Source organism: Aurantimonas sp. HBX-1, assembly GCF_021391535.1.
Taxonomy (GTDB): domain Bacteria; phylum Pseudomonadota; class Alphaproteobacteria; order Rhizobiales; family Rhizobiaceae; genus Aurantimonas.
Genome location: NZ_CP090066.1, coordinates 1,989,526 through 2,013,350 on the forward strand (window position 1 = coordinate 1,989,526; position 23,825 = coordinate 2,013,350).

Sequence of the window (23,825 nt, forward strand, 5' to 3'; positions counted from 1 at the left end):
GGGAGGCTGCTACCGCGTCAGAAGACGCGGCAGAGCACCTCACCGCCGACATTCTGTTCGCGGGCGCTGTGATCGGCCATCACGCCCTTCGGCGTCGACAGAACCGAGATGCCCAGACCGTTCGCCACCTGCGGGATGGTCTTCGCCGAAACGTAGACCCGCCGACCAGGCTTGGAGACGCGAGCGATCTCGCGGATCACCGGAGTGCCCTCGTAGTACTTCAGCTCGATCTCGAATTCGGACTGGCCGTTGACGAACTCGGTCTGCGTGTAGCCGCGGATGTAGCCTTCGTCCTTGAGGACGTCGAGTACCCGGCCGCGCAGCTTCGACGCCGGCGTCATCACCGACGATTTGTTGCGCATGATGGCGTTGCGGATGCGGGTCAGCATATCGCCGAGAGGATCAGATAGTGACATGACGTGACCTCCTTACCAGCTCGACTTCACGATGCCGGGAATCTGGCCATTGTTGCCAAGGTCCCGGAGCGCGATGCGGCTCATCTTCAGCTTGCGATAGTAGGCACGCGGACGGCCGGTGACTTCGCAGCGATTGCGGACACGCACCTTCGAGCCGTTGCGCGGGAGTTCCGCCAGCTCGAGCTGCGCCCGGAAACGCTCCTCCATCGGAGCGTCGGCATTCTTGGTGATCGTCTTCAGAGCGGCACGCTTGGCGGCGTATTTCTTCACCAGCCTCTTGCGATGCTCGTTCTGCTCGATCATGCCCTTTTTGGCCATTGTCTCGTCCTTTGCTCGACTGCCGTTACTGGCGGAAGGGGAAGTTGAACGCCTTCAGCAGCGCCCGGGCTTCCTCGTCATTGTTCGCCGTCGTACAGACGATGATGTCCATGCCCCACATCTGATCAACCTTGTCGTAGTTGATCTCGGGGAACACGATGTGTTCCTTGATGCCCATGGCGAAATTGCCGCGGCCATCGAAGCTCTTCGGGTTCAGGCCGCGGAAGTCGCGGACACGCGGCAGCGCGATCTGCACCAGCCGGTCCATGAACTCGTACATTTTGTCCTTGCGCAGGGTGACCTTCGCACCGATCGGCATGCCTTCGCGCAGCTTGAAGCCGGCGATCGACTTGGTGGCGCGGGTCACGACCGGCTTCTGGCCGGCGATGCGCGCCAGATCCTCGGCGGCCACGCTCGGCTTCTTGGAGTCCGCCGTCGCCTCGCCAACACCCATGTTGATGACGATCTTCTCGAGGCGCGGAACCTGCATCTCGTTGGAATACGAGAACTGCTCGAGCAGCGCCTTGCGGATTTCCTCGCGATAGACGCGCTTCAGCCGCGGCTCGTAAGCGGTTGCTGTATCAGCCATTGATCTGCTCTCCCGAGCGCTTCGCGACGCGCACCTTGGTGCCGTCGTCGAGGGTCTTGAAGCCGACGCGGGTCGCCTTGCCGTCCTTCGGGTCGGAGACCGCGAGGTTCGACAGGTGGATCGGGGCTTCCTTGCTGATGATGCCGGCTTCCTGCGAAGCCGACTGGCGCTGATGGCGCTTGACCATGTTGACGCCGCGCACCAGGGCGCGATCGTCCTTCGGCATCATCTTGATGACTTCGCCCGACCGGCCCTTGTCCTTGCCGGCGAGCACGACGACGGTGTCGCCCTTGCGGATCTTCTGCATCGTCCGCTCTCCTCTATAGAACTTCGGGGGCCAGCGAGATGATCTTCATGTGGTTCTTGGCGCGAAGCTCGCGCGGAACCGGTCCGAAGATACGGGTGCCGACTGGCTCTTTCTTGTTGTCGATGAGCACCGCGGCATTCGAGTCGAACCGAATGACCGAACCGTCGGCGCGACGGATGTCCTTGGCGGTACGTACCACCACGGCCTTCATCACGTCGCCCTTCTTGACGCGGCCGCGCGGAATGGCCTCCTTGATCGACACCACGATGATGTCGCCGACGGAGGCATACTTCCGCTTCGAGCCGCCCAGAACCTTGATGCACATGACACGACGCGCGCCGGAATTATCCGCGACGTCGAGGTTTGTTTGCATCTGAATCATGTCAGGCCGCCTTCAAAGCTTGTTGCCGGGAGGCGCCGCGGAGGCGCTTCACCGACCGTACCGATTAACTGGCTGCTGCCGCGTCGTTGGAAACGACGACCCAGCTCTTGTCCTTCGAGATCGGACGGCTCTCCTGGATGGAGACCATGTCGCCGACCTTGCACTGGTTGTTCTCGTCGTGCGCCTTGTACTTCTTCGACCGGCGCACGGTCTTCTTGAACAGCGGATGGGTGAAGCGACGCTCCACCAGAACCACCACCGTCTTCTCGTTCTTGTCGGAGACCACCGTCCCCTGCAGGATGCGTTTCGGCATTATCTGATCCTCAGGCCTTCGCCTCGGCCGCCTTGGAGCGGTTGATCGTCTTGATCCGTGCGATGTCGCGACGCACCTGGCGCACGCGGGCGGTGTTCTCGAGCTGACCGGTGGCCCGCTGGAAGCGCAGGTTGAACTGCTCCTTCTTCAGCTTGGCGAGCTCTTCCGTGAGTTCGTCCTGGGTCAGCGTCTTGACGTCGGAAGCTTTCACTTCAAACTCTCCTTACTCGGCGATGCGCTGGATGAAGCGCGTACGGATCGGGAGCTTCGCAGCTCCGAGCCGCAGCGCTTCCCGCGCGATGTCTTCGGACACGCCGTCGATCTCGAACATGACGCGACCGGGATGAACCCGGGCGGCCCAGTAGTCGACGGAGCCCTTGCCCTTGCCCATGCGGACTTCGGTCGGCTTCGACGTGACCGGCAGGTCCGGGAAGATCCGGATCCAGACGCGGCCCTGGCGCTTCATCTGACGGGTGATCGCGCGGCGGGCCGCCTCGATCTGCCGGGCGGTCACCCGCTCCGGCTCTACCGCCTTCAGGCCGAACGAACCGAAATTGAGGCTCGTTCCACCCTTGGCCGTCCCGTGAATGCGTCCCTTGAACGCCTTCCGGTACTTCGTGCGCTTTGGCTGCAGCATCTTGCGTTACTCCGAATTCTGGCCGTCAGGCGTGCTCGCGGCGACGACCGCCGCCACCCTGGCTCTCGCCTTCGATCTGACGGCGCTCGGAGGCCATCGGGTCGTGCTCGAGAATCTCGCCCTTGAAGATCCACACCTTGACGCCGCAAATGCCGTAGGCAGTCTTGGCTTCGGCGGTGCCATAGTCGATGTCGGCGCGCAGCGTGTGCAGCGGCACCCGGCCCTCGCGGTACCATTCCGTCCGGGCGATCTCGGCGCCGCCGAGGCGGCCGCCGCAATTGATCCGGATGCCTTCCGCGCCGAGGCGCATGGCCGACTGGACCGCCCGCTTCATCGCCCGGCGGAACGCCACGCGGCGCTCCAACTGCTGGGCGATCGACTGTGCCACCAGCGTCGCATCGATCTCCGGCTTGCGGATCTCGACGATGTTGATGTGCGTCTCGGCGTCTGTCATCGAGGCGAGCTTCTTGCGAAGCTTCTCGATGTCGGCGCCCTTCTTGCCGATGACGATGCCCGGACGCGCCGAGTGGATCGTGATGCGGCACTTCTTGTGCGGACGCTCGATGACGATCTTGGAGACCGCGGCCTGCTTCAGCTCTTCGAGCAGATAGGCGCGGATCTTCAGATCCTCGTGCAGGAGTTCGCCATATTCGCCGGTGTTGGCGAACCAGCGCGAGTCCCAGGTGCGGTTGATCCCGAGGCGGAAGCCGGTCGGGTTGATTTTCTGACCCATTATGCGGCCTCCTCGAGTTCGGCGACCTCGCGGACGACGATCGTCAGATGCGAGAAGGGCTTCTCCACCCGGCTCGCACGACCGCGACCGCGGGCGTGAAAGCGCTTCATCGTGATCGACTTGCCGACATAGGCTTCCGCCACGATCAGCGCGTCCACGTCGAGATCATGGTTGTTCTCGGCGTTCGCGATGGCGCTTTCCAGCGTCTTCTTGACCGTCTCGGCGATCCGCTTGCGCGAGAAGGTCAGGTCCGCCAGGGCGGCCTCGACCTTCTTGCCGCGGATCAGCTGCGCGACGAGGTTGAGTTTCTGCGGGCTGACACGGATCGTCCGGGCGACAGCTCTCGCTTCGTTTTCCTTAAGCCGGCGCTCGGCCTTCGCCTTACCCATCGTTACTTCCTCTTCGCCTTCTTGTCGGCGCCGTGGCCGTAATAGGTACGGGTCGGAGCGAACTCGCCGAACTTGTGTCCGACCATGTCCTCGTTGACCGAGACCGGGATGTGCTTGTTGCCGTTGTAGACGCCAAACACCAGTCCGACGAACTGCGGCAGGATCGTCGAACGACGGGTCCAGATCTTGATCACATCATTGCGGCCGCTCTCGCGCGCCTTCTCGGCTTTCTTGAGAAGGTAGCCATCGACGAACGGACCCTTCCAGACGGAACGTGTCATGAAAAAACCCCTTACTTCTTGCGCTGATGGCGCGAGCGCATGATGAACTTGTCGGTCGCCTTGTTCTGGCGCGTCCGCTTGCCCTTGGTGGGCTTGCCCCAGGGCGAGACCGGATGGCGGCCACCCGAGGTGCGGCCTTCGCCGCCGCCGTGCGGGTGATCGACCGGGTTCATCGCGACACCGCGCACATGCGGGCGGCGGCCGAGCCAGCGCGAGCGGCCAGCCTTGCCGAGATTGATGTTCGAGTGGTCCGGATTGGACACCGCCCCGACCGTGGCGAAGCACGAGGACGACACCAGCCGCTGCTCACCCGAATTGAGGCGCAGGATCGCCATGCCCTGGTCGCGACCGACCAACTGGGCATAGGACCCGGCCGAGCGGGCGATCTGGCCACCCTTCATCGGCTTCATCTCCACATTGTGGATGATGGTGCCGACGGGCAGCGACGACAGCGGCATCGCATTGCCCGGCTTGACGTCCACGCCGGTCATGCCCGCGATGATCTGGTCGCCGGCAGCCAGGCGCTGTGGCGCCAGGATGTAGGCGAGCTCGCCATCGGCATACTTGATCAGCGCGATGAACGCGGTCCGGTTCGGATCGTACTCGATTCGCTCCACCGTGCCGACGACATCCAGCTTGCGCCGCTTGAAGTCGATCTGGCGGTAGGTCCGCTTGTGCCCGCCGCCCTGGTAGCGCGCCGTCACGCGACCGGTATTGTTGCGGCCGCCCTTCTGGCTGAGACCCTCGGTCAGATGCTTGACCGGCTTGCCCTTCCAGAGGCCCGAGCGATCGACGATGACCAGCTGGCGCTGGCTCGGCGTGTTCGGTTTGAAATTCTTAAGTGCCATTGCCTAATCCTCCGGTCCCGATCAAAGACCGGTCGAGACGTCGATCGACTGGCCTTCGGCCAATGTCACGACGGCTTTTTTCTGATCGCTCTGGCGACCGATGCGGCCGCGGAAGCGCTTGACCTTGCCCTTGCGGACCAGCGTGTTGACGGCGGTGACCTTCACCCCGAACAGCGCCTCGACGGCCGCCCGGATCTCCGGCTTGGTGGCCGTGCGGGGGACGTTGAAGACCACCTGGTTCGAATCCGACAGCATGGTCGACTTCTCGGTGATCACCGGGCTGGTGATGACGTCGTAGTGGCGAAGATCGTTCATTTGAACCGCTCCTCGAGAGCCTCGACGGCGGCCTTCGACAGCACGAGGGTCCGGCGACGGAGAATGTCGTAGACGTTGATGCCCTGGACCGGCAGCACGTCGATGTTCGGAATGTTGCGAGCCGAACGCGAGAAGTTCACGTCAAGCTCGGCACCGCCGATGAGCAGCGCGTTCGCCAGACCGAGATCGGCGAGGCTCTTCACCATGCCCTTGGTCTTGGCATCGGCGCTCTTCAGCTCGTCGATGATCATCAGGCCGCCGGACTTGGCCTTGGCCGACAGTGCGTGCCGCAGCGCCAGCGCCCGGACCTTCTTGGGAAGGTCGTGAGCATGGCTGCGCGACGTCGGGCCGTGGGCCTTGCCGCCGCCGCGGAACTGCGGTGCGCGTGCCGAACCGTGACGGGCACGACCGGTGCCCTTCTGGCGGTAGAGCTTGGCGCCGGTCCGTGCGATCTCCGCGCGGCCCAGCGTCTGGTGCGTGCCCTGCTGGCGCTTGGCCAGCTGCCAGCGAACCATGCGCTGCAGGATGTCGTCGCGGGGCTCGAGACCGAAGATCTCGTCCGCCAGCGTCACCTGGCCGGCGTCCTTGCCGTCGAGGCTCTTGATCGTGAAATCCATTATTCCGCTCCCTCGGAAGCGTCCGCGGTCTCTGCGGCGGCACCGTTACCGGAGGCCTGGCGCAGCGCGGCCGGCTTCGGCGCGTTGTCGGGCAGCGCCGCCTTGACGGCGTCGCGAATTTCGATCCAGCCGCCCTTCGAACCCGGAACCGCACCGCGGATCAGGATCAGGCCCTTGTCGGGATCGGTGCGGACCACTTCGAGGTTCTGCGTGGTGACGCGAACCTGACCCATGTGACCGGCCATCTTCTTGTTCTTGAAGACCTTGCCCGGATCCTGGCGCTGACCGGTCGAACCCAGCGAACGGTGCGAGACCGAGACGCCGTGGGTCGCCCGAAGACCACCGAAATTGTGCCGCTTCATGCCGCCGGCGAAGCCCTTACCGATCGAGGTACCCGTCACGTCGACCTTCTGGCCGGGGACGAAGTGCTCGGCCGTGATCTCGGACCCGACGTCGATCATGTTGTCGTCCGTGACGCGGAACTCGACGAGCTTGCGCTTCGGCTCGACCGAGGCCTGGGCGAAGACGCCGCGCATGGCCTTGGACGTGTTCTTCACCTTGGCGAGACCGGCGCCGAGCTGAACGGCGCTGTAGCCGTTCTTCTCGCGGGTCCGCTGGGCGATGACCTGGAGGTTTTCAACCCGCAGGACGGTAACCGGCACGTGCTCGCCGACGTCGTTGTAGACGCGGGTCATGCCGACCTTCTGTGCAATCACACCTGAACGCATGGGGCGTTGTCCTTCCCGTGCTCGTATCAGAGCTTGATCTCGACATCGACGCCAGCGGCGAGGTCGAGCTTCATGAGCGCATCAACCGTCTGCGGCGTCGGATCGACGATGTCGAGGAGCCGCTTATGGGTGCGCATTTCGAACTGCTCGCGCGACTTCTTGTCGATGTGCGGCGAGCGGTTCACGGTAAACTTCTCGATTCGCGTCGGCAGCGGGATCGGACCACGGACATTGGCGCCGGTGCGCTTGGCGGTCGAAACGATCTCGCGCGTCGAGGCGTCGAGGACCCGGTGGTCGAACGCCTTGAGGCGGATGCGGATATTCTGGCCGTTCATTTCATTCGTCCTCTCGTCGGACCACACCGGCCTAGCGGCGGTTTCCGAGCGCTTGTCTTCTCAAGGCAGCCATGTCGTCGCGAGGACTGACCCCGCCTGCCCCGTGGGGCGAATTCGAAGGGCGCGGCGGCCCGGATTGCTCCGGCGCCGCGCCTTATCTTGCCGTCGTTACTCGATGATCGAGGCGACGATGCCGGCGCCGACGGTGCGGCCGCCTTCGCGGATGGCGAAGCGCAGGCGCTCTTCCATCGCGATCGGCACGATCAGCACCACGTCCATCGTCACGTTGTCGCCCGGCATCACCATCTCGGTGCCCTCGGGAAGCGTGCACACGCCGGTCACGTCCGTCGTGCGGAAGTAGAACTGCGGACGGTAGTTGGTGAAGAACGGCGTATGACGGCCGCCCTCTTCCTTGGTCAGGATGTACGCCTCGGCCTTGAACTTGGTGTGCGGCTTCACCGAACCCGGCTTGCACAGCACCTGGCCGCGCTCGACGCCCTCGCGATCCACACCGCGGATCAGCGCGCCGATGTTGTCGCCCGCCTGGCCCTGGTCCAGAAGCTTGCGGAACATCTCGACGCCCGTCACCGTCGTCTTCTTGGTGTCGCGGATGCCGACGATCTCGACTTCCTCGCCCACCTTGACGATGCCGCGCTCGACGCGGCCGGTCACCACCGTGCCGCGGCCCGAGATCGAGAACACGTCCTCGATCGGCATCAGGAACGGCAGGTTGATCGGACGCTCAGGCGTCGGGATGTACGCATCCACCTCGGCCATCAGCGCCCGCACCGCGTCCTCGCCGATCGTCTTGTTGGAATCTTCCAGCGCCGCCAGGGCCGAGCCCTTGACGATCGGAATGTCGTCGCCCGGATACTCGTAGCTCGACAGAAGCTCGCGAACCTCGAGCTCGACCAGCTCCAGCAGCTCCTCGTCGTCGACCTGGTCGACCTTGTTGAGGAACACCACGATCGCCGGCACGCCGACCTGACGGGCGAGCAGGATGTGCTCGCGGGTCTGCGGCATCGGGCCGTCGGCCGCCGACACCACCAGGATCGCGCCGTCCATCTGCGCTGCACCGGTGATCATGTTCTTCACGTAGTCGGCATGGCCCGGGCAGTCGACATGCGCGTAGTGCCGCGCTTCCGTCTCGTACTCGACATGCGCCGTCGAGATCGTGATGCCGCGCGCCTTCTCCTCCGGCGCCGCGTCGATCTGGTCATACGCACGGTATTCGCCGAAATACTTCGTGATCGCCGCCGTCAGCGACGTCTTGCCGTGATCAACGTGACCAATCGTCCCGATGTTCACATGCGGCTTGTTGCGCTCAAATTTACTCTTGGCCATCGTGGCGCTCCATTGTCTTATCGCGGCTCAGCGAGCCGAATTTCTGTTCCCGGACGGATCCGATCAGGCGTATTTCTTCTGGATCTCGTCCGCGACCTGGTTCGGGACCTGCTCGTAATGATCGAACTGCATCGTGTACTGCGCCCTGCCCTGCGACATGGAACGAAGCGTGTTGACGTAGCCGAACATGTTGGCGAGCGGCACCATGGCGTTGACCACCTGGGCGATGCCACGCGGCTCGGTACCCTGGATCTGCCCACGCCGTGAATTCAGGTCGCCGATGACGTCGCCGACATAGTCTTCCGGCGTCACGACCTCGACCTTCATGATCGGCTCGAGCAGCTTCGGTCCGGCCTTCTGGATGGCCTCGCGGAAACCGGCACGGGCGGCGATCTCGAAGGCCAGAACCGAGGAGTCGACGTCGTGGAAGGCGCCGTCGATCAGCTCCGACTTGATGTCGACCATCGGGAAGCCGGCGAGCGGACCGGAAGACAGCACCGACATGATGCCCTTCTGGACGCCCGGGACGTATTCCTTCGGCACCGAGCCGCCGACGACCTTCGACTCGAAGGTGAAGCCCTGGCCGATCTCGGCCGGCTCGAAGACCATCTTGACGCGGGCGAACTGGCCCGTACCGCCGGTCTGCTTCTTGTGCGTGTAGTCGACCTCGGCGCGGCGGGTGATCGTCTCGCGATAGGCAACCTGCGGCGCACCGATGTTGGCCTCGACCTTGAACTCGCGACGCATACGGTCGACGAGGATGTCGAGATGCAGCTCGCCCATGCCGGCGATGATCGTCTGGCCGCTTTCCTCGTCGGTCTTGACGCGGAAGGACGGATCCTCGGCTGCCAGGCGGTTGAGCGCGAGGCCCATCTTCTCCTGGTCGCCCTTGGTCTTCGGCTCGATCGCGATCTCGATGACCGGCTCGGGGAATTCCATGCGCTCCAGGATCACCGGCTTCAGCGGATCGCAGAGCGTGTCACCCGTGGTGGTCTCCTTGAGACCGGCGAGCGCAACGATGTCGCCGGCGAAGGCTTCCTCGATGTCCTCACGGGAGTTGGAGTGCATCTGCAGCATGCGGCCGATGCGCTCCTTCTTCTCCTTGACCGTGTTGGTCACGGAGGTGCCCTTGGTGAGCACGCCCGAATAGATGCGGGCGAAGGTCAGCGAGCCGACGAACGGGTCGTTCATGATCTTGAACGCCAGCATCGAGAGCGGCTCGTCGTCGGCCGAGCGGCGGATGATCTCGCCATCGGTCTTGGGATCGATACCCTTGATCGCGGGGACTTCGACCGGCGACGGCAGGAAGTCGACAACGGCGTCGAGCAGCGGCTGGACGCCCTTGTTCTTGAACGCCGAGCCGCAAAGGACCGGGGTGAACCAGACGTCGCAGGTACCCTTGCGGATCAAGCGGCGCAGTTCCTCGTTCGAGGGCATCTCGCCCTCGAGATACTTCTCCATCGCGCCTTCGTCGATCTCGACGGCGGCCTCGATCATCGCCTCGCGATACTCCTCGGCCTGGGCCTGGAGATTAGCGGGGATCTCGACGATGTCCCACTGCGCGCCGAGCGTCTCGTCGCGCCAGATCAGGGCCTTCATCTCGATCAGGTCGACCAGGCCGACGAACTCGTTCTCGGCGCCGATCGGCAGCTGGACGACGACCGGACGGGCACCGAGGCGCGACTTGATCATCTCGACGCAGCGGAAGAAGTCCGCGCCGGTCTTGTCCATCTTGTTGACGAAGATCATCCGCGGGACGTGGTACTTGTCGGCCTGGCGCCAGACCGTCTCGGTCTGCGGCTCGACGCCGGCATTGGCATCCAGCAGCGCGATGGCGCCGTCGAGAACGCGCAGCGAACGCTCGACCTCGATGGTGAAGTCGACGTGGCCCGGCGTGTCGATGATGTTGAAACGGCGCTTCTTGCCGTCACGGCCTTCCCAGAACGTCGTCGTCGCGGCAGACGTGATGGTGATGCCGCGCTCCTGCTCCTGCTCCATCCAGTCCATCGTCGCAGCGCCGTCGTGCACTTCGCCGATCTTGTGGGACTTGCCGGTATAGAAGAGAATCCGCTCGGTCGTCGTCGTCTTGCCCGCATCGATGTGGGCCATGATGCCGAAATTGCGGTAGTCTTCGATCTTGTACTCGCGTGCCATAGGGGCGTCGCCTTTCGGACGGAAGCTTGAATTACCAGCGATAATGCGAGAAGGCGCGGTTCGCTTCCGCCATGCGGTGCGTGTCTTCGCGCTTCTTCACTGCGGTGCCGCGGTTGTTCGCGGCATCCATCAGCTCGCCCGACAGGCGATCGACCATCGTGGTCTCGTTACGCTTGCGCGCCGCCGTGATGAGCCAGCGGATCGCCAGTGCCTGACGGCGCTCCGGACGAACGTCGACCGGGACCTGGTAGGTGGCGCCACCGACACGGCGGGAACGGACTTCCACGTGCGGCGAGATGTTCTCGAGTGCCTGGTGGAAGACCGCGACCGCGTCCTGGCGGGTCTTGTCGTGCACGGCGTCGAACGCGCCATAGACGATGCGCTCGGCGACCGACTTCTTGCCGTCATACATGACGGCGTTCATGAACTTCGACACGACGAGATCGCCGAACTTCGGGTCCGGGTTGATTTCGCGCTTTTCGGCTCTGTGACGGCGGGACATTCTATCGTCTCTTCAACTTGTCGGCGTGGGGCTTATTTCGGACGCTTGGCGCCGTACTTCGAACGGCGCTGTCTGCGGTTCTTGACGCCCTGCGTGTCGAGCACGCCGCGGATGATGTGATAGCGCACACCGGGAAGGTCCTTGACGCGACCGCCGCGGATCATCACCACGGAGTGCTCCTGAAGGTTATGACCCTCGCCCGGAATGTAGCCGATGACTTCGTAGCCGTTGACGAGGCGCACCTTGGCGACCTTACGAAGCGCCGAGTTCGGCTTCTTCGGGGTCGTGGTGTAGACGCGCGTGCAAACGCCACGCTTCTGCGGGTTTGCCTCGAGTGCCGGGACCGTGTTGCGCTCGACGGGGCGAACGCGCGGCTTCCGGACCAGCTGGTTAATGGTCGGCATTCCAACCTTCCCTCTTCTTCCAAATCCATGTTCTGAACGATACGCTCCGCCCGCGAGAGGAGTGATCCTCATGCGCGAAACCGGGCAGTCGATCCGCCTGATTTGCGGACTGCCCGGAATGATGCAGAGGACCACTCATGTGGTCATGCAGCCAGCGATGTGACGTCTCGTTGAACGAAGCCTTGTTTGAAGCGCTGGATCCCGGACGTGGCGTCCATGGGAAGATTCGGCTTCACATCGGCTCTGTTGGCGGGTGTTTAACGATTCTACCGGGCCCCGTCAACCCCGCAGGCGCAGGGCTTGCCGTCTCACGGCGCCGGCGCGCCCGGAACAGCCGCCGCAACGTCACCTGCCGCGACCGCCCTGGCGAGATAACGCACCGTCTTGGTGCCGCCGTGGATGGCGGCCTCGCCGATCACGGCAAAGCCCATCGCCGCGTGGAAGGCGTCGGACCCCGGGTTCGGCGGCTCGGAATTGACCTCGCAGACGACACGGACATGGCCCGCGCGCGCCGCTGCGTCAAACACGGCGGTATAGAGCCGGCGTGCCAGGCCCAGCCCCCTCGCCTCCGGCGCGACGACGACCCGGTCGACGTAGACGAAGCGGTCGAACCGCTTGCGCATCCAAAGGAAGTTCGGGCTCGCATAGTCGGCGTCCTGGTCGAACGCGAGGAGAAACGCCGGCTCCCGATCAGAACGGATTGCCAGGAAGGCCCCGTCAACCAGCCCCGCGAGTGCGTCCGGAGACAGGAAGGACAGTTCCGCCGCATGGGCGTTGTTGAGCGCCAGCAGACCCGGCAGGTCGCCGGCGCCAATCGGCCGCAGCCCGGCTCCGTGGCTCGCGCCGGAAGGCTCAGTCATCATCGTCGTCTCGAAGGGGACACTCTGGCGGGAACGAAGAAGGGCCGCCCTTGCGAGCGGCCCCTGATCATGTCGTCGGATGCCTGACGCCGCTACTCGGCGGCGTCGTCGACCGAGGTCAGCATCCGGTCGGTGGCGGCCGCGTTGGCGGCCCGGCGGCGATCCTCGATGATGAGGTCGTCGCGCGAGGTCGCGATGCGGCGCACCTGCGTCATCATTCCGCCGGTACCGGCCGGGATCAGCCGACCGACGATGACGTTCTCCTTCAGACCCTGCAGCGTGTCGGTCTTTCCAGCCACGGCCGCCTCGGTGAGGACGCGGGTGGTCTCCTGGAAGGATGCCGCCGAGATGAAGGACGGCGTCTGCAGCGAGGCCTTGGTGATGCCGAGCAGCACCGGGTTGCCGGAAGCCGGCTTCTTTCCCTCTTCCTCCAGCCGCTCGTTGAGTTCGGCGAGCTCGATCCGGTCGACATGGTCGCCCGGGATGTAGCCGGAGTCACCCGACTCCACGATCTCGACCTTCTGCAGCATCTGCCGGACGATGACCTCGATGTGCTTGTCGTTGATCAGCACGCCCTGCAGCCGGTAGACCTCCTGGATCTCGTTGACGAGGTAGCTCGCGAGAGCCTCCACGCCGCGGATCGCCAGGATGTCGTGCGGTGCCGGATTGCCGTCGAGGATGTAGTCGCCCTTCTCGATGACGTCGCCTTCCTGGAGATGGAACGGCTTGCCCTTCGGGATCAGGTACTCGACCGGCTCCGCGCCTTCCTCGTGCGGCTCGATGACGATGCGGCGCTTGTTCTTGTAGTCGCGCCCGAACTTCACCGTGCCGTCGATCTCGGCGATGACCGCGTTGTCCTTCGGCTTGCGGGCCTCGAACAGCTCGGCGACGCGCGGCAGACCACCGGTGATGTCCTTGGTCTTCGCGCTTTCCATCGGAATACGCGACAGCACGTCGCCGGCCTTCACCCGCGCCCCCGGCTCGATCGACAGGATGGCGTCGACCGACTGGTAGTAACGGGCGTCGGAACCGCGCGCCAGCTTGAGGATCTCGCCGTTGTCGCCCTTGATGACGATCGCCGGCTTGAGGTCCTGGCCACGCGGGCTTGCCCGCCAGTCGATGACGGCACGCTTGGTGATGCCGGTCGACTCGTCGGCCTGCTCGGTGACCGAGATGCCGTCCACCAGGTCCTCGAAGTCCGCGATGCCCTCCAGCTCGGTCAGCACCGGGCGGGTATAGGGATCCCACTCGGCGATACGCTGGCCGCGGCGCACCGTGTCCCCGTCGTCGACGAAGATCCGGCTGCCGTAGGTGACCCGGTGCGATGCGCGCTCCTTGCCGGCCTGATCGAGTATCAGGATCGCCATGTTGCGGCCCATCGCCACGAGCTTGCCGTCCGAGTCCCGCACCACGTTGCGGTTGCGGATCTGGACCGTGCCTTCGTAGGACGCCTCGAGGAACGAGCTATCGACGACCTGCGCCGTGCCGCCCATGTGGAACGTCCGCATGGTCAGCTGGGTACCGGGCTCGCCGATCGACTGCGCCGCGATGACGCCGACGGCCTCGCCCATGTTGACGGGCGTGCCGCGGGCCAGATCGCGCCCGTAGCAGATCGCGCAGATGCCGGTCCGCACTTCGCAGGTCAGCGCCGAGCGGATCTTCACCGACTGGATCTGGGCCTTCTCGATGATCTCGACATCCGGCTCCTCGATCGTGACGCCACCCTTGACGATGACCTCACCGGTGAGCGGATGCACGATGTCCTCGAGCGCCGTACGGCCGAGAATCCGCTGGCCGATCGACGCGACCACCTGGCCGGCGTCGACGATGGGCTGCATCGTCAGGCCCTTGGGCGTGCCGCAGTCGGTCTGCGTGATGATGCAATCCTGCGCGACGTCGACGAGACGACGCGTCAGGTAGCCCGAGTTCGCGGTCTTCAAGGCGGTGTCGGCCAGACCCTTGCGGGCGCCGTGGGTCGAGTTGAAGTACTCGAGCACGGTCAGGCCTTCCTTGAAGTTCGAGATGATCGGCGTCTCGATGATCTCGCCCGAAGGCTTGGTCATCAGGCCGCGCATCGCCGCCAGCTGGCGCATCTGGGTCGGGGACCCGCGGGCGCCGGAGTGCGACATCATGTAGATCGAGTTCATCGGCTTCTGACGGCCGTCCTCGTCGAACTCGATGGCCTTGATGCGGGCCATCATCTCGTCGGCGATCTTGTCCGTGCACTTGGCCCAGGCGTCGACCACCTTGTTGTACTTCTCGCCCTGGGTGATCAGGCCGTCATTGTACTGCTGCTCGTATTCCTTCGCGAGCGCCTGCGTCTCGCCGATCATCTGGGGCTTGGTGTCCGGGATCAGCATGTCGTCCTTGCCGAACGAGATGCCGGCGGTGCAGGCATGCTTGAAGCCGAGCTGCATGATCCGGTCGCAGAAGATCACCGTCTCCTTCTGGCCGCAGTGGCGATAGACCTGGTCGATCATCCGGGAGATGTTCTTCTTGGTCATCAGCTCGTTGCAGATGTCGAACGGCACCTTGGCATTCTTCGGCAGCAATTCGCCGATGAGCATGCGGCCGGGCGTCGTCTCGTAGATCTTCGAGACCGGCTTGCCGTCGGCGTCGACGGTCTTGAAGCGGCCCTTGATCTTCGAGTGCAGCGTCACCGCCTTCGTGAACACCGCCTGCTCGAGCTCGCCGATATCGGAGAACACCATCCCCTGGCCCGGCTCGTTCTCGTTCATGATCGAGAGGTAGTAGAGCCCGAGCACCATGTCCTGCGACGGCACGATGATCGGCTGACCGTTGGCGGGATGCAGGATGTTGTTGGTCGACATCATCAGGACGCGGGCTTCGAGCTGCGCCTCGATGGACAGCGGCACGTGCACCGCCATCTGGTCGCCATCGAAGTCGGCGTTGAAGGCCGTGCAGACCAGCGGGTGCAGCTGGATGGCCTTGCCCTCGATCAGCACCGGCTCGAAGGCCTGGATGCCGAGACGATGCAGGGTCGGCGCACGGTTCAGCAGCACCGGATGCTCGCGGATGACCTCGTCGAGGATATCCCAGACTTCCGGACGCTCCTTCTCGACCAGCTTCTTGGCCTGCTTGACCGTGGACGAATAGCCCTTGGCGTCCAGCCGCGCGTAGATGAACGGCTTGAACAGCTCGAGCGCCATCTTCTTCGGCAGGCCGCACTGGTGCAGCTTCAGCTCCGGGCCGGTCACGATGACAGAACGGCCGGAATAGTCGACGCGCTTGCCGAGCAGGTTCTGGCGGAACCGTCCCTGCTTGCCCTTCAGCATGTCGGACAGCGACTTCAGCGGACGCTTGTTGGCACCGGTGATGACGCGGCCTCTGCGGCCGTTGTCGAACAGCGCGTCGACGGCTTCCTGCAGCATCCGCTTCTCGTTGCGGATGATGATGCCGGGCGCGCGCAGCTCGATCAGCCGCTTCAGGCGGTTGTTGCGGTTGATGACGCGGCGGTAGAGGTCGTTGAGGTCGGACGTGGCGAAGCGGCCGCCGTCCAGCGGGACGAGCGGGCGAAGGTCCGGCGGGATCACCGGCACGACGCTCATGATCATCCATTCCGGCTTGTTGCCGGAATCGAGGAAGTTCTCGACGATCTTGAGCCGCTTCATCAGCTTCTTGGTCTTGAGCTCCGAGGTCGTCTCGGCGAGCTCGGCCCGCAGATCGCCCGCGATCTTCTCGAGATCCATCGCGCCCAGGAGTTCCTGGATCGCCTCGGCACCGATCAGCGCGGTGAAGCTGTCCTCACCGAACTCGTCGACGGCGAGCATGTAGTCCTCTTCCGACAGGAGTTGGTGCTCCTTCAGCGAGGTCAGGCCCGGCTCGGTGACGATGTAGTTCTCGAAATACAGGACGCGCTCGATATCCTTGAGCGTCATGTCGAGCAGCGTGCCGATGCGGCTCGGCAGCGACTTCAGGAACCAGATGTGCGCGACCGGGGCGGCCAGCTCTATGTGGCCCATGCGCTCGCGCCGCACGCGCGAGAGGGTGACCTCGACGCCGCACTTCTCGCAGATGATGCCCTTGTACTTCATGCGCTTGTACTTGCCGCACAGGCACTCGTAGTCCTTGATCGGACCGAAGATGCGCGCGCAGAACAGCCCGTCGCGCTCGGGCTTGAACGTGCGGTAGTTGATGGTTTCCGGCTTCTTGATCTCGCCAAAGGACCAGGAGAGGATCTTCTCGGGTGAGGCGAGCGAGATCCGGATCGAATCGAACGACTGCGCCGCAACCTGCGGGTTGAAGATGTTCATGACCTCTTGGTTCATGGATTTTCTCCTTCTGGGGCGCGGAACCCCGAGTCGCGGTGGCAAGGCCGACCGCTGAAATCTTCTTCGTAGATGGACCGGCGCCGGCGGGCGCCGATCCGTTGCGCGGCCTTTTCAGGCCGCGCCTCGCGAAGCTCTATTCCGCCGCGTCGGGCAGACCGTCGACCGGAGACGGAAGCTCGACGGCGGTGTTGGCGAGGTCGACGTCGAGACCCAGCGAGCGCATTTCCTTGACGAGCACGTTGAAGCTCTCCGGAATGCCGGATTCGAACGCGTCGTCGCCGCGCACGATCGACTCGTAGACCTTGGTACGGCCCGCAACGTCGTCCGACTTCACCGTCAGCATCTCCTGCAGCGTGTAGGCCGCACCGTAGGCTTCCAGCGCCCAGACCTCCATCTCGCCGAAGCGCTGTCCACCGAACTGCGCCTTGCCGCCGAGCGGCTGCTGGGTGACCAGCGAGTACGGTCCGATCGAACGGGCGTGGATCTTGTCGTCCACCAGGTGGTGCAGCTTCAGCATGTAGATGTAGCCCATCGTCACCTGACGATCGAAGGGCTCGCCGGTACGACCGTCATAGGCGGTCGACTGGCCGCTGGTGTGCAGACCCGCCTGCTCGAGCAGCTGGTTGATGTCCGCCTCGTTGGCACCGTCGAAGACCGGCGTCGCGATGGTGACGCCGTGCTTCATCTGGTCGGCGAGCAGGAGCACGCTCTTGTCGTCGTAGGTCCGGACCGGTTCGTTGCGGTCGTTGTCCGGAATGATGTCCTCGATCGTCGCCCGCAGCGGCTTGATGTCGCCGCTGGCGTTGTAGGCTTCGATGAGTTCACCGATCTTCCGGCCCATGCCCGCGCAGGCCCAGCCGAGATGCGTCTCGAGGATCTGCCCGACATTCATGCGCGATGGCACGCCCAACGGATTGAGCACAATGTCGGCATGGGTGCCGTCCTCGAGGAACGGCATGTCCTCGACCGGGACGATCCGCGAGACGACGCCCTTGTTGCCATGCCGGCCAGCCATCTTGTCGCCCGGCTGGATCTTGCGCTTGACGGCGACGAAGACCTTGACCTGCTTCATGACGCCCGGGGGCAGTTCGTCGCCGCGCTGGACCTTCTCGACCTTGTCCATGAAGCGCTGCTCGAGCGTCTTCTTGGCCTCGTCGTAGACGTTGCGCAGATCCTCGAGCTCGGCCTGGAGCTTCTCGTCCTCGACCGCGAACATCCACCACTGCGACCGCGGATATTCCCGCATCGCGTCCGGCGACAGGCTGGAGCCCTTCTTGAAGCCCTTAGGACCGGCCACTGCGGCCTTGCCGTCGAGCATCTCGATCAGGCGGCCATAGACGTTGCGGTCCAGGATCGCCTGCTCGTCGTCACGGTCCTTGGCGAGACGCTCGATCTCCTCGCGCTCGATCGCCATGGCGCGCTCGTCCTTCTCGACACCATGCCGATTGAACACGCGCACCTCGACGACCGTGCCGAAGGCACCGGGGGGCATGCGGCTCGACGTGTCGCGCACGTCGGAGGCCTTCTCGCCGAAGATGGCGCGCAGGAGCTTCTCCTCCGGCGTCATCGGGCTTTCACCCTTCGGCGTGATCTTGCCGACCAGGATGTCGCCCGGCTGGACCTCGGCACCGATATAGACGATGCCCGCCTCGTCGAGGTTCTTCAGCGCCTCTTCCGAAACGTTCGGAATGTCGCGCGTGATCTCCTCGGGTCCGAGCTTGGTGTCGCGCGCCATGACCTCGAACTCCTCGATGTGGATCGAGGTGAAGACATCGTCGGCGACGATGCGCTCGGACAGGAGGATCGAGTCCTCGTAGTTGTAGCCGTTCCACGGCATGAACGCGACGAGCACGTTCCGGCCGAGCGCCAGATCGCCGAGATCCGTCGACGGACCGTCGGCGATGATGTCGCCCTTCTCGACCCGGTCACCCACCGCCACCAGCGGACGCTGGTTGATGCAGGTATTCTGGTTCGAGCGCTGGAACTTCATCAGCCGGTAGATGTCGACGCCGGAGCGTCCGGCCTGCAGATCGCCGGTCGCGCGGATGACGATACGGGTCGCATCGACCTGGTCGACGATGCCGGTCCGCCGCGCGCCGATGGCGGCGCCGGAGTCCCGTGCGACGATGGCTTCCATGCCGGTGCCGACGAACGGCGCCTCGGCCCGCACCAGCGGCACGGCCTGACGCTGCATGTTCGAGCCCATCAGCGCGCGGTTCGCGTCATCGTTCTCGAGGAACGGGATGAGCGCGGCCGCGACCGAGACGAGCTGCTTCGGCGAGACGTCCATGAGGTCGACATTGTCGCGCGGCGTCATGAAGACGTCGCCCTGGTGCCGGCAGACCACGAACTCGTTCTCGAAGTTCATGTCCTTGGTCAGCACCGCGTTCGCCTGGGCGACGTGGTGCTTGGACTCCTCCATGGCCGAGAGGTAGACGACCTCGTCGGTGACCTTGCCGTCCACGACCTTGCGGTACGGGCTCTCGATGAAGCCGTACTTGTTGACCCGGGCGAAGGTCGCCAGCGAGTTGATCAGGCCGATATTCGGGCCTTCCGGCGTCTCGATCGGGCAAATGCGGCCGTAATGCGTCGGATGCACGTCGCGCACCTCGAAGCCGGCGCGCTCGCGCGTCAGACCACCGGGTCCAAGCGCCGACAGGCGGCGCTTGTGGGTGATCTCCGACAGCGGGTTGGTCTGGTCCATGAACTGCGAGAGCTGCGAGGAGCCGAAGAACTCGCGCACGGCGGCGGCCGCCGGCTTGGCGTTGATCAGGTCCTGCGGCATCACCGTGTCGATCTCGACCGACGACATGCGCTCCTTGATCGCCCGCTCCATGCGCAGCAGACCGATGCGGTACTGATTCTCCATGAGCTCGCCGACCGAGCGCACGCGGCGATTGCCGAGATTGTCGATGTCGTCGATCTCGCCCTTGCCGTCGCGCAGGTCGACCAGCGTCTTCACGACGGCGAGGATGTCCTCCTTGCGCAACACGCGCACGGTGTCCTCGGCGTCGACGTCGAGACGCATGTTCATCTTGACGCGGCCGACGGCCGACAGGTCGTAGCGCTCCGCGTCGAAGAACAGCGACTTGAACATCGCCTCGGCGGTGTCGATCGTCGGCGGCTCGCCCGGACGCATGACGCGATAGATGTCGAAGAGCGCGTCCTGGCGGCCTTCGTTCTTGTCGACCGCCAGCGTGTTGCGGATGTAGGCGCCGACATTGACGTGGTCGATGTCGAGCACGGCGATCTCGTCGTGGCCGGCGTCGACCAGGACCTTGAGGGTCTTCTCGTCGATCTCGTCACCAGCCTCGAGATAGACCTCGCCCGTCTCCGGGTCGACGATGTCCTCGGCCAGGTAGTTGGTGTAGAGGTCTTCCTCGGTCGCCCGAAGCGCCTTGACGCCCTTCTCCTGCATCTGGCGGGCCTGGCGCGCGGTGACCTTCTTGCCGGCCTCGACCAGCACTTCGCCGGTGTCGGCGTCGATCAGGTCGACCACGGCGCCCTGGTTGCGGACGCGCTCAACCGAGAACGGCACGCGCCAGCCGTTCTTGTCCTTCTCGAACTTCACGATGTCGTAGAAGGTCGAGAGGATCTCCTCGCCGTCCATGCCGAGCGCCATCAGCAGCGACGTCACCGGAATCTTGCGGCGGCGATCGATGCGGGCGTGCACCACGTCCTTGGCGTCGAACTCGATGTCGAGCCACGAGCCGCGATACGGAATGACCCGGGCCGCGAACAGCAGCTTGCCCGACGAATGGCTCTTGCCCTTGTCGTGATCGAAGAAGACGCCCGGCGAGCGGTGCATCTGCGAGACGATCACTCGCTCGGTGCCGTTGACGATGAAGGTGCCGTTGGTCGTCATGAGCGGCATGTCGCCCATGTAGACGTCCTGCTCCTTGATGTCCTTGATGGACTTGGCGCCGGTGTCCTCGTCGATGTCGAACACGATCAGGCGCAGCGTCACCTTGAGCGGCGCGGCGTAGGTAAGGTCGCGCTGACGGCACTCGTCGACGTCGAATTTCGGCGCCTCGAACTCGTACTTGACGAATTCCAGCATCGCCTGACCGGAAAAGTCGGAAATCGGGAAGACCGACCGGAAGACGGCCTGCAGACCCTCGTCGGTGCGGCCGCCCTTGGGCTCCTCCACCATCAGAAACTGATCGTATGAGGCCTTCTGGACCTCGATGAGGTTCGGCATCTGGGCAACTTCGGGGATCGACCCGAAGAACTTGCGCACGCGCCTGCGACCGCTAAACGTCGTCGTCTGAGACATCGTCGCTCCTTCTCGTGACATCGCCCTTGACCGAAGGGCTTCAACTCTTATTCCTCTCCGCCGAGAGGAGCCGCCGCTGTCCGGGACAGACAGGGCGGCCTTGACGAACTACCGGGACGTACCCCGCGTCTCCGAAAGGCTCCTGGAAGCCTTCGGGACACGCGCGCGCCTGCTTGCGGCAGGCTGAACGATGCCGGACCGGCGCCACCGATCCCGCCCGCCCCCTGCGGCGAGCACGGAAGGCGGGACGGCAAAAGCCGCCCCGCCTACCGGATTTTCCCTGGCAACCGCGGCTAGGCCGCGATTACTTGACTTCGACCGTCGCACCAGCCTTCTCGAGCTGGTCCTTGATCTTCTGCGACTCTGCCTTGTCGACGGCTTCCTTGACCGGCTTCGGGGCGTTGTCGACGAGGTCCTTGGCTTCCTTCAGGCCGAGACCCGTGATCGCGCGGACTTCCTTGATGACGTTGATCTTCTGCGCGCCGGCAGAAACGAGGATGACGTTGAACTCCGTCTGCTCCTCGGCGGCCTCGGCCGGAGCCGCACCACCAGCCGCCGCAACGGCGACAGGAGCGGCGGCGGAGACACCCCACTTTTCTTCCAGCATCTTCGACAGCTCAGCCGCCTCGAGGACGGTCAGGGTCGAGAGTTCGTCAACGATCTTGGCAAGATCAGCCATGTTATTTTTCCTTCAGGTTCGAACTTTGAGTTGAGCAGCGAGGAACCGTCCTCAGGCCGCCTCGTCCTTCTTGGCGTACGCTCCGAAGACGCGCGCGAGTTGCCCCGCAGGCGCCTGGAGAACTCCAGCAATGCGCGTGGCGGGCGTGCTGATCATGCCGACCAGCTTGGCCCGGAGTTCGTCCAGCGACGGCATGTTGGCCAAAGCCTTCACACCGTCGGCATCGAGCGTGGTCTTGCCCATCGCCCCGCCGAGGATCACGAGCTTGTCGTTCCCCTTGGCGAAATCGTTGGAGACCTTTGCCGCCGCCACCGGATCGCTCGAATAAGCGATCAGTGTCTGGCCCTCGAACAGATTCGAGATGCCTTCGGCGTCCGTGCCTTGAAGAGCGATCTTGGCGAGGCGGTTCTTCGCGACTTTGACGGTGCCTCCCGCATCGCGCATCTTCGACCGATAGTCGTTCATATGCGCGACGGTAAGACCGGCATAGTGGGCCACCACGACCGTTCCGGAGACCTTGAAGGTCTCTTGAAGCGCCGTGACGAATTCGCGTTTTTCCGCTCTGTCCACTGCCTCTCTCCATTTGACTGCAGCGCCCGAGGGCGCCGTAGCCGGTTGCCTTTTGCCACCCGGACCATCCGGGCGACGCTCGGAGATCCTGTCCCCTCGGCTGCCCGGGCGATTCCGATGGAACCGACAGGCGACGCAAGGCATTCGGAGGTTCGAACCGAAGTCCCGGACGGACCGGTAAATTCGGAACACCCCGTCTCATGAGGGCTATCTGACGATTATGACGGGTCCTAAGACCCGTCGCCCCGCAATCTCGGACAGGCATTCAGGGAGCCCCGAGGGACTCCCACGTACCGGGGCGAGCCCCGGAACCTTTTTGAAGGTGGACGCCGCATATAGGGGCGCCGTTCACCAATTGAAAGTCTCAGGCCGAAGCCGCCAGAGACGAGGGATCGATGCGGACACCGGGTCCCATCGTCGAGGTGATCGCGACGCGCTGGACGTAGTTGCCCTTTGCGCCCGAGGGCTTGGCCCGCTGCACCGCCTCGGCGAACGCCCGGATGTTCTCGGTGATCGCCTTGGAATCGAAGCTGACCTTGCCGACGCCGGCATGCACGATGCCGGCCTTCTCGACGCGGAACTCGACGGCACCGCCCTTCGACGCCTTGACGGCGGCGGCGACATCCGGGGTCACCGTGCCGACGCGCGGGTTCGGCATCAGGCCGCGGGGGCCAAGCACCTTACCGAGGCGACCGACGAGGGCCATCATGTCCGGCGTCGCGATGGCGCGGTCGAAGTCGATCGTGCCGTTCTGGACCTGCTCGACGAGATCCTCGGCACCGACGAGATCGGCGCCGGCGGCGCGGGCTTCGTCAGCCTTGTCGCCGCGTGCGAACACCGCGACACGGACCGTGCGGCCGGTGCCGTTCGGCAGATTGACGACGCCGCGGACCATCTGGTCCGCATGGCGCGGGTCGACGCCGAGATTCATCGACACTTCGACGGTCTCGTCGAACTTCGCGGTCGCCCGCTGCTTCAGCATCTCAACGGCTTCGTCGAGACCGTAAAGCTTGAGACGGTCGATGCCCTCGCGGGCGTTCTGAATGCGCTTTCCAGCTTTTGCCATCGTCTCAACCCACCACTTCGAGGCCCATGGAGCGGGCAGAGCCCTCGATCATCGCCATCGCCGCGTCCAGGTTGGTCGCGTTGAGGTCCTGCAGCTTCTTTTCCGCGATCTCGCGGACCTGGTCGCGCGTGACCGATCCGGCGGTCGCCTTGCCGGGGGTCTGCGAGCCCTTGGACAGGTTCGCCGCCTTCTTCAGGAAGTAGCTGACCGGCGGGGTCTTCATCACGAAGGTGAAGGACTTGTCCTGGTAGTAGGTGATGATGACCGGGATCGGCTGACCCTTCTCCTGGTCCTGCGTCTGAGCGTTGAACGCCTTGCAGAATTCCATGATGTTGACGCCACGCTGACCGAGCGCGGGTCCGATCGGCGGGGACGGCGTTGCCGAACCTGCCGGGACCTGCAGCTTCAGCTGGCCCTGGATTTTCTTAGCCATTGCTTCCTGCTTTCGTTTCTGGCGCCGGCAGCCCGTT

General features: G+C 64.4%; 27 protein-coding genes. All 27 read right to left on the reverse strand.

Annotated elements, in window-relative coordinates:
- Nucleotides 1–17: 17 nt before the first annotated feature.
- The 27 genes from rpsH to rplK all read right to left on the reverse strand — a co-directional run bounded on the left by rpsH (nucleotide 18) and on the right by rplK (nucleotide 23,788).
- Entirely contained in the window at nucleotides 18–416 is a 399-nt protein-coding gene (rpsH, locus tag LXB15_RS09440; protein WP_233952772.1) for a 30S ribosomal protein S8, read from the reverse strand.
- Nucleotides 417–428: 12 nt separating this feature from the next.
- A complete protein-coding gene (rpsN, locus tag LXB15_RS09445) occupies nucleotides 429–734 on the reverse strand; it encodes a 30S ribosomal protein S14 (protein ID WP_233952775.1) in 306 nt (101 codons plus the stop codon).
- A gap of 25 nt (nucleotides 735–759) precedes the next feature.
- The gene (gene rplE / locus LXB15_RS09450; RefSeq protein WP_233952779.1) at nucleotides 760–1,323 is read right to left on the reverse strand and encodes a 50S ribosomal protein L5; all 564 of its coding nucleotides are present in this window, start codon (nucleotides 1,321–1,323) and stop codon (nucleotides 760–762) included.
- Nucleotides 1,316–1,630, reverse strand: coding sequence for a 50S ribosomal protein L24 (rplX, locus tag LXB15_RS09455; RefSeq protein WP_233952781.1), 315 nt, complete (start codon nucleotides 1,628–1,630; stop codon nucleotides 1,316–1,318). The genes rplE and rplX overlap by 8 nt, the downstream gene beginning before the upstream one ends.
- Nucleotides 1,631–1,643: 13 nt before the next feature.
- Complete coding sequence (rplN, locus tag LXB15_RS09460) at nucleotides 1,644–2,012, reverse strand: 50S ribosomal protein L14 (protein WP_163044864.1); 369 nt, start codon at nucleotides 2,010–2,012, stop codon at nucleotides 1,644–1,646.
- 64 nt (nucleotides 2,013–2,076) lie between these two features.
- Complete coding sequence (rpsQ, locus tag LXB15_RS09465) at nucleotides 2,077–2,325, reverse strand: 30S ribosomal protein S17 (RefSeq protein ID WP_233952783.1); 249 nt, start codon at nucleotides 2,323–2,325, stop codon at nucleotides 2,077–2,079.
- Between the two features lie 10 nt (nucleotides 2,326–2,335).
- Nucleotides 2,336–2,536 (reverse strand): 50S ribosomal protein L29, encoded by a 201-nt coding sequence (rpmC, locus tag LXB15_RS09470; RefSeq protein WP_233952785.1) that lies wholly within the window; start codon nucleotides 2,534–2,536, stop codon nucleotides 2,336–2,338.
- 12 nt (nucleotides 2,537–2,548) lie between these two features.
- Nucleotides 2,549–2,962 carry a 50S ribosomal protein L16 gene (gene rplP, locus LXB15_RS09475; protein WP_163044867.1) on the reverse strand — a complete coding sequence of 138 codons (414 nt, stop codon included), beginning with the start codon at nucleotides 2,960–2,962 and terminating at the stop codon, nucleotides 2,549–2,551.
- Nucleotides 2,963–2,987: 25 nt separating this feature from the next.
- Nucleotides 2,988–3,695, reverse strand: a complete 708-nt coding sequence (rpsC, locus tag LXB15_RS09480) for a 30S ribosomal protein S3 (protein ID WP_233952788.1) — start codon at nucleotides 3,693–3,695, stop codon at nucleotides 2,988–2,990.
- Nucleotides 3,695–4,084 (reverse strand): 50S ribosomal protein L22, encoded by a 390-nt coding sequence (gene rplV, locus LXB15_RS09485; protein WP_233952789.1) that lies wholly within the window; start codon nucleotides 4,082–4,084, stop codon nucleotides 3,695–3,697. Before rplV ends, rpsC begins: the two co-directional genes overlap by 1 nt.
- 2 nt (nucleotides 4,085–4,086) lie before the next feature.
- Nucleotides 4,087–4,365 carry a 30S ribosomal protein S19 gene (gene rpsS / locus LXB15_RS09490; protein ID WP_233952791.1) on the reverse strand — a complete coding sequence of 93 codons (279 nt, stop codon included), beginning with the start codon at nucleotides 4,363–4,365 and terminating at the stop codon, nucleotides 4,087–4,089.
- 11 nt (nucleotides 4,366–4,376) lie between these two features.
- The gene (gene rplB, locus LXB15_RS09495; RefSeq protein ID WP_233952793.1) at nucleotides 4,377–5,213 is read right to left on the reverse strand and encodes a 50S ribosomal protein L2; all 837 of its coding nucleotides are present in this window, start codon (nucleotides 5,211–5,213) and stop codon (nucleotides 4,377–4,379) included.
- Nucleotides 5,214–5,234: 21 nt separating this feature from the next.
- Nucleotides 5,235–5,528 (reverse strand): 50S ribosomal protein L23, encoded by a 294-nt coding sequence (locus LXB15_RS09500; protein WP_233952795.1) that lies wholly within the window; start codon nucleotides 5,526–5,528, stop codon nucleotides 5,235–5,237.
- Nucleotides 5,525–6,145, reverse strand: a complete 621-nt coding sequence (gene rplD / locus LXB15_RS09505) for a 50S ribosomal protein L4 (protein ID WP_233952797.1) — start codon at nucleotides 6,143–6,145, stop codon at nucleotides 5,525–5,527. Before rplD ends, LXB15_RS09500 begins: the two co-directional genes overlap by 4 nt.
- Nucleotides 6,145–6,873, reverse strand: a complete 729-nt coding sequence (gene rplC, locus LXB15_RS09510) for a 50S ribosomal protein L3 (protein ID WP_233952798.1) — start codon at nucleotides 6,871–6,873, stop codon at nucleotides 6,145–6,147. The genes rplD and rplC overlap by 1 nt, the downstream gene beginning before the upstream one ends.
- Before the next feature lie 26 nt (nucleotides 6,874–6,899).
- On the reverse strand, nucleotides 6,900–7,208 hold the full coding sequence (rpsJ, locus tag LXB15_RS09515; RefSeq protein WP_007066362.1) for a 30S ribosomal protein S10: 309 nt from the start codon (nucleotides 7,206–7,208) through the stop codon (nucleotides 6,900–6,902).
- Between the two features lie 168 nt (nucleotides 7,209–7,376).
- Complete coding sequence (gene tuf, locus LXB15_RS09520; RefSeq protein ID WP_163044875.1) at nucleotides 7,377–8,552, reverse strand: elongation factor Tu; 1,176 nt, start codon at nucleotides 8,550–8,552, stop codon at nucleotides 7,377–7,379.
- A gap of 63 nt (nucleotides 8,553–8,615) precedes the next feature.
- Nucleotides 8,616–10,706: an elongation factor G gene (fusA, locus tag LXB15_RS09525; RefSeq protein ID WP_233952799.1), complete on the reverse strand. Its 2,091-nt coding sequence runs from the start codon at nucleotides 10,704–10,706 to the stop codon at nucleotides 8,616–8,618.
- Nucleotides 10,707–10,737: 31 nt separating this feature from the next.
- Nucleotides 10,738–11,208, reverse strand: a complete 471-nt coding sequence (rpsG, locus tag LXB15_RS09530) for a 30S ribosomal protein S7 (protein ID WP_183205933.1) — start codon at nucleotides 11,206–11,208, stop codon at nucleotides 10,738–10,740.
- Between the two features lie 32 nt (nucleotides 11,209–11,240).
- Nucleotides 11,241–11,612, reverse strand: coding sequence for a 30S ribosomal protein S12 (gene rpsL / locus LXB15_RS09535; protein WP_163044878.1), 372 nt, complete (start codon nucleotides 11,610–11,612; stop codon nucleotides 11,241–11,243).
- 308 nt (nucleotides 11,613–11,920) lie between these two features.
- The gene (locus LXB15_RS09540; RefSeq protein WP_233952800.1) at nucleotides 11,921–12,475 is read right to left on the reverse strand and encodes a GNAT family N-acetyltransferase; all 555 of its coding nucleotides are present in this window, start codon (nucleotides 12,473–12,475) and stop codon (nucleotides 11,921–11,923) included.
- 89 nt (nucleotides 12,476–12,564) lie between these two features.
- The gene (gene rpoC / locus LXB15_RS09545; protein ID WP_233952801.1) at nucleotides 12,565–16,761 is read right to left on the reverse strand and encodes a DNA-directed RNA polymerase subunit beta'; all 4,197 of its coding nucleotides are present in this window, start codon (nucleotides 16,759–16,761) and stop codon (nucleotides 12,565–12,567) included.
- Nucleotides 16,762–16,897: 136 nt separating this feature from the next.
- A complete protein-coding gene (rpoB, locus tag LXB15_RS09550) occupies nucleotides 16,898–21,040 on the reverse strand; it encodes a DNA-directed RNA polymerase subunit beta (RefSeq protein WP_233952803.1) in 4,143 nt (1,380 codons plus the stop codon).
- Between the two features lie 304 nt (nucleotides 21,041–21,344).
- A complete protein-coding gene (gene rplL / locus LXB15_RS09555; RefSeq protein WP_233952805.1) occupies nucleotides 21,345–21,719 on the reverse strand; it encodes a 50S ribosomal protein L7/L12 in 375 nt (124 codons plus the stop codon).
- 51 nt (nucleotides 21,720–21,770) lie between these two features.
- The gene (gene rplJ / locus LXB15_RS09560; protein WP_183205923.1) at nucleotides 21,771–22,289 is read right to left on the reverse strand and encodes a 50S ribosomal protein L10; all 519 of its coding nucleotides are present in this window, start codon (nucleotides 22,287–22,289) and stop codon (nucleotides 21,771–21,773) included.
- A gap of 364 nt (nucleotides 22,290–22,653) precedes the next feature.
- Nucleotides 22,654–23,355: a 50S ribosomal protein L1 gene (rplA, locus tag LXB15_RS09565; protein ID WP_233952807.1), complete on the reverse strand. Its 702-nt coding sequence runs from the start codon at nucleotides 23,353–23,355 to the stop codon at nucleotides 22,654–22,656.
- Between the two features lie 4 nt (nucleotides 23,356–23,359).
- The gene (rplK, locus tag LXB15_RS09570) at nucleotides 23,360–23,788 is read right to left on the reverse strand and encodes a 50S ribosomal protein L11 (RefSeq protein WP_233952809.1); all 429 of its coding nucleotides are present in this window, start codon (nucleotides 23,786–23,788) and stop codon (nucleotides 23,360–23,362) included.
- Nucleotides 23,789–23,825 lie beyond the last annotated feature (37 nt).

Coding starts and splice junctions, on each gene's coding strand:
- rpsJ (WP_007066362.1), bottom strand. CDS start 7,208: ATGAACGGCCAGAATATCCGCATCCGCCTCAAGGCGTTCGACCACCGG.
- rpoC (WP_233952801.1), bottom strand. CDS start 16,761: ATGAACCAAGAGGTCATGAACATCTTCAACCCGCAGGTTGCGGCGCAG.
- rplV (WP_233952789.1), bottom strand. CDS start 4,084: ATGGGTAAGGCGAAGGCCGAGCGCCGGCTTAAGGAAAACGAAGCGAGA.
- rplB (WP_233952793.1), bottom strand. CDS start 5,213: ATGGCACTTAAGAATTTCAAACCGAACACGCCGAGCCAGCGCCAGCTG.
- rpsC (WP_233952788.1), bottom strand. CDS start 3,695: ATGGGTCAGAAAATCAACCCGACCGGCTTCCGCCTCGGGATCAACCGC.
- rpsG (WP_183205933.1), bottom strand. CDS start 11,208: ATGTCCCGCCGTCACAGAGCCGAAAAGCGCGAAATCAACCCGGACCCG.
- rpsL (WP_163044878.1), bottom strand. CDS start 11,612: ATGCCGACCATTAACCAGCTGGTCCGGAAGCCGCGCGTTCGCCCCGTC.
- rpsS (WP_233952791.1), bottom strand. CDS start 4,365: ATGACACGTTCCGTCTGGAAGGGTCCGTTCGTCGATGGCTACCTTCTC.
- rpsN (WP_233952775.1), bottom strand. CDS start 734: ATGGCCAAAAAGGGCATGATCGAGCAGAACGAGCATCGCAAGAGGCTG.
- rplX (WP_233952781.1), bottom strand. CDS start 1,630: ATGCAGAAGATCCGCAAGGGCGACACCGTCGTCGTGCTCGCCGGCAAG.
- rplN (WP_163044864.1), bottom strand. CDS start 2,012: ATGATTCAGATGCAAACAAACCTCGACGTCGCGGATAATTCCGGCGCG.
- LXB15_RS09500 (WP_233952795.1), bottom strand. CDS start 5,528: ATGAACGATCTTCGCCACTACGACGTCATCACCAGCCCGGTGATCACC.
- rplL (WP_233952805.1), bottom strand. CDS start 21,719: ATGGCTGATCTTGCCAAGATCGTTGACGAACTCTCGACCCTGACCGTC.
- rplP (WP_163044867.1), bottom strand. CDS start 2,962: ATGCTGCAGCCAAAGCGCACGAAGTACCGGAAGGCGTTCAAGGGACGC.
- rplA (WP_233952807.1), bottom strand. CDS start 23,355: ATGGCAAAAGCTGGAAAGCGCATTCAGAACGCCCGCGAGGGCATCGAC.
- rpsH (WP_233952772.1), bottom strand. CDS start 416: ATGTCACTATCTGATCCTCTCGGCGATATGCTGACCCGCATCCGCAAC.
- rplC (WP_233952798.1), bottom strand. CDS start 6,873: ATGCGTTCAGGTGTGATTGCACAGAAGGTCGGCATGACCCGCGTCTAC.
- fusA (WP_233952799.1), bottom strand. CDS start 10,706: ATGGCACGCGAGTACAAGATCGAAGACTACCGCAATTTCGGCATCATG.
- LXB15_RS09540 (WP_233952800.1), bottom strand. CDS start 12,475: ATGATGACTGAGCCTTCCGGCGCGAGCCACGGAGCCGGGCTGCGGCCG.
- rplK (WP_233952809.1), bottom strand. CDS start 23,788: ATGGCTAAGAAAATCCAGGGCCAGCTGAAGCTGCAGGTCCCGGCAGGT.
- tuf (WP_163044875.1), bottom strand. CDS start 8,552: ATGGCCAAGAGTAAATTTGAGCGCAACAAGCCGCATGTGAACATCGGG.
- rplD (WP_233952797.1), bottom strand. CDS start 6,145: ATGGATTTCACGATCAAGAGCCTCGACGGCAAGGACGCCGGCCAGGTG.
- rpsQ (WP_233952783.1), bottom strand. CDS start 2,325: ATGCCGAAACGCATCCTGCAGGGGACGGTGGTCTCCGACAAGAACGAG.
- rpoB (WP_233952803.1), bottom strand. CDS start 21,040: ATGTCTCAGACGACGACGTTTAGCGGTCGCAGGCGCGTGCGCAAGTTC.
- rplE (WP_233952779.1), bottom strand. CDS start 1,323: ATGGCTGATACAGCAACCGCTTACGAGCCGCGGCTGAAGCGCGTCTAT.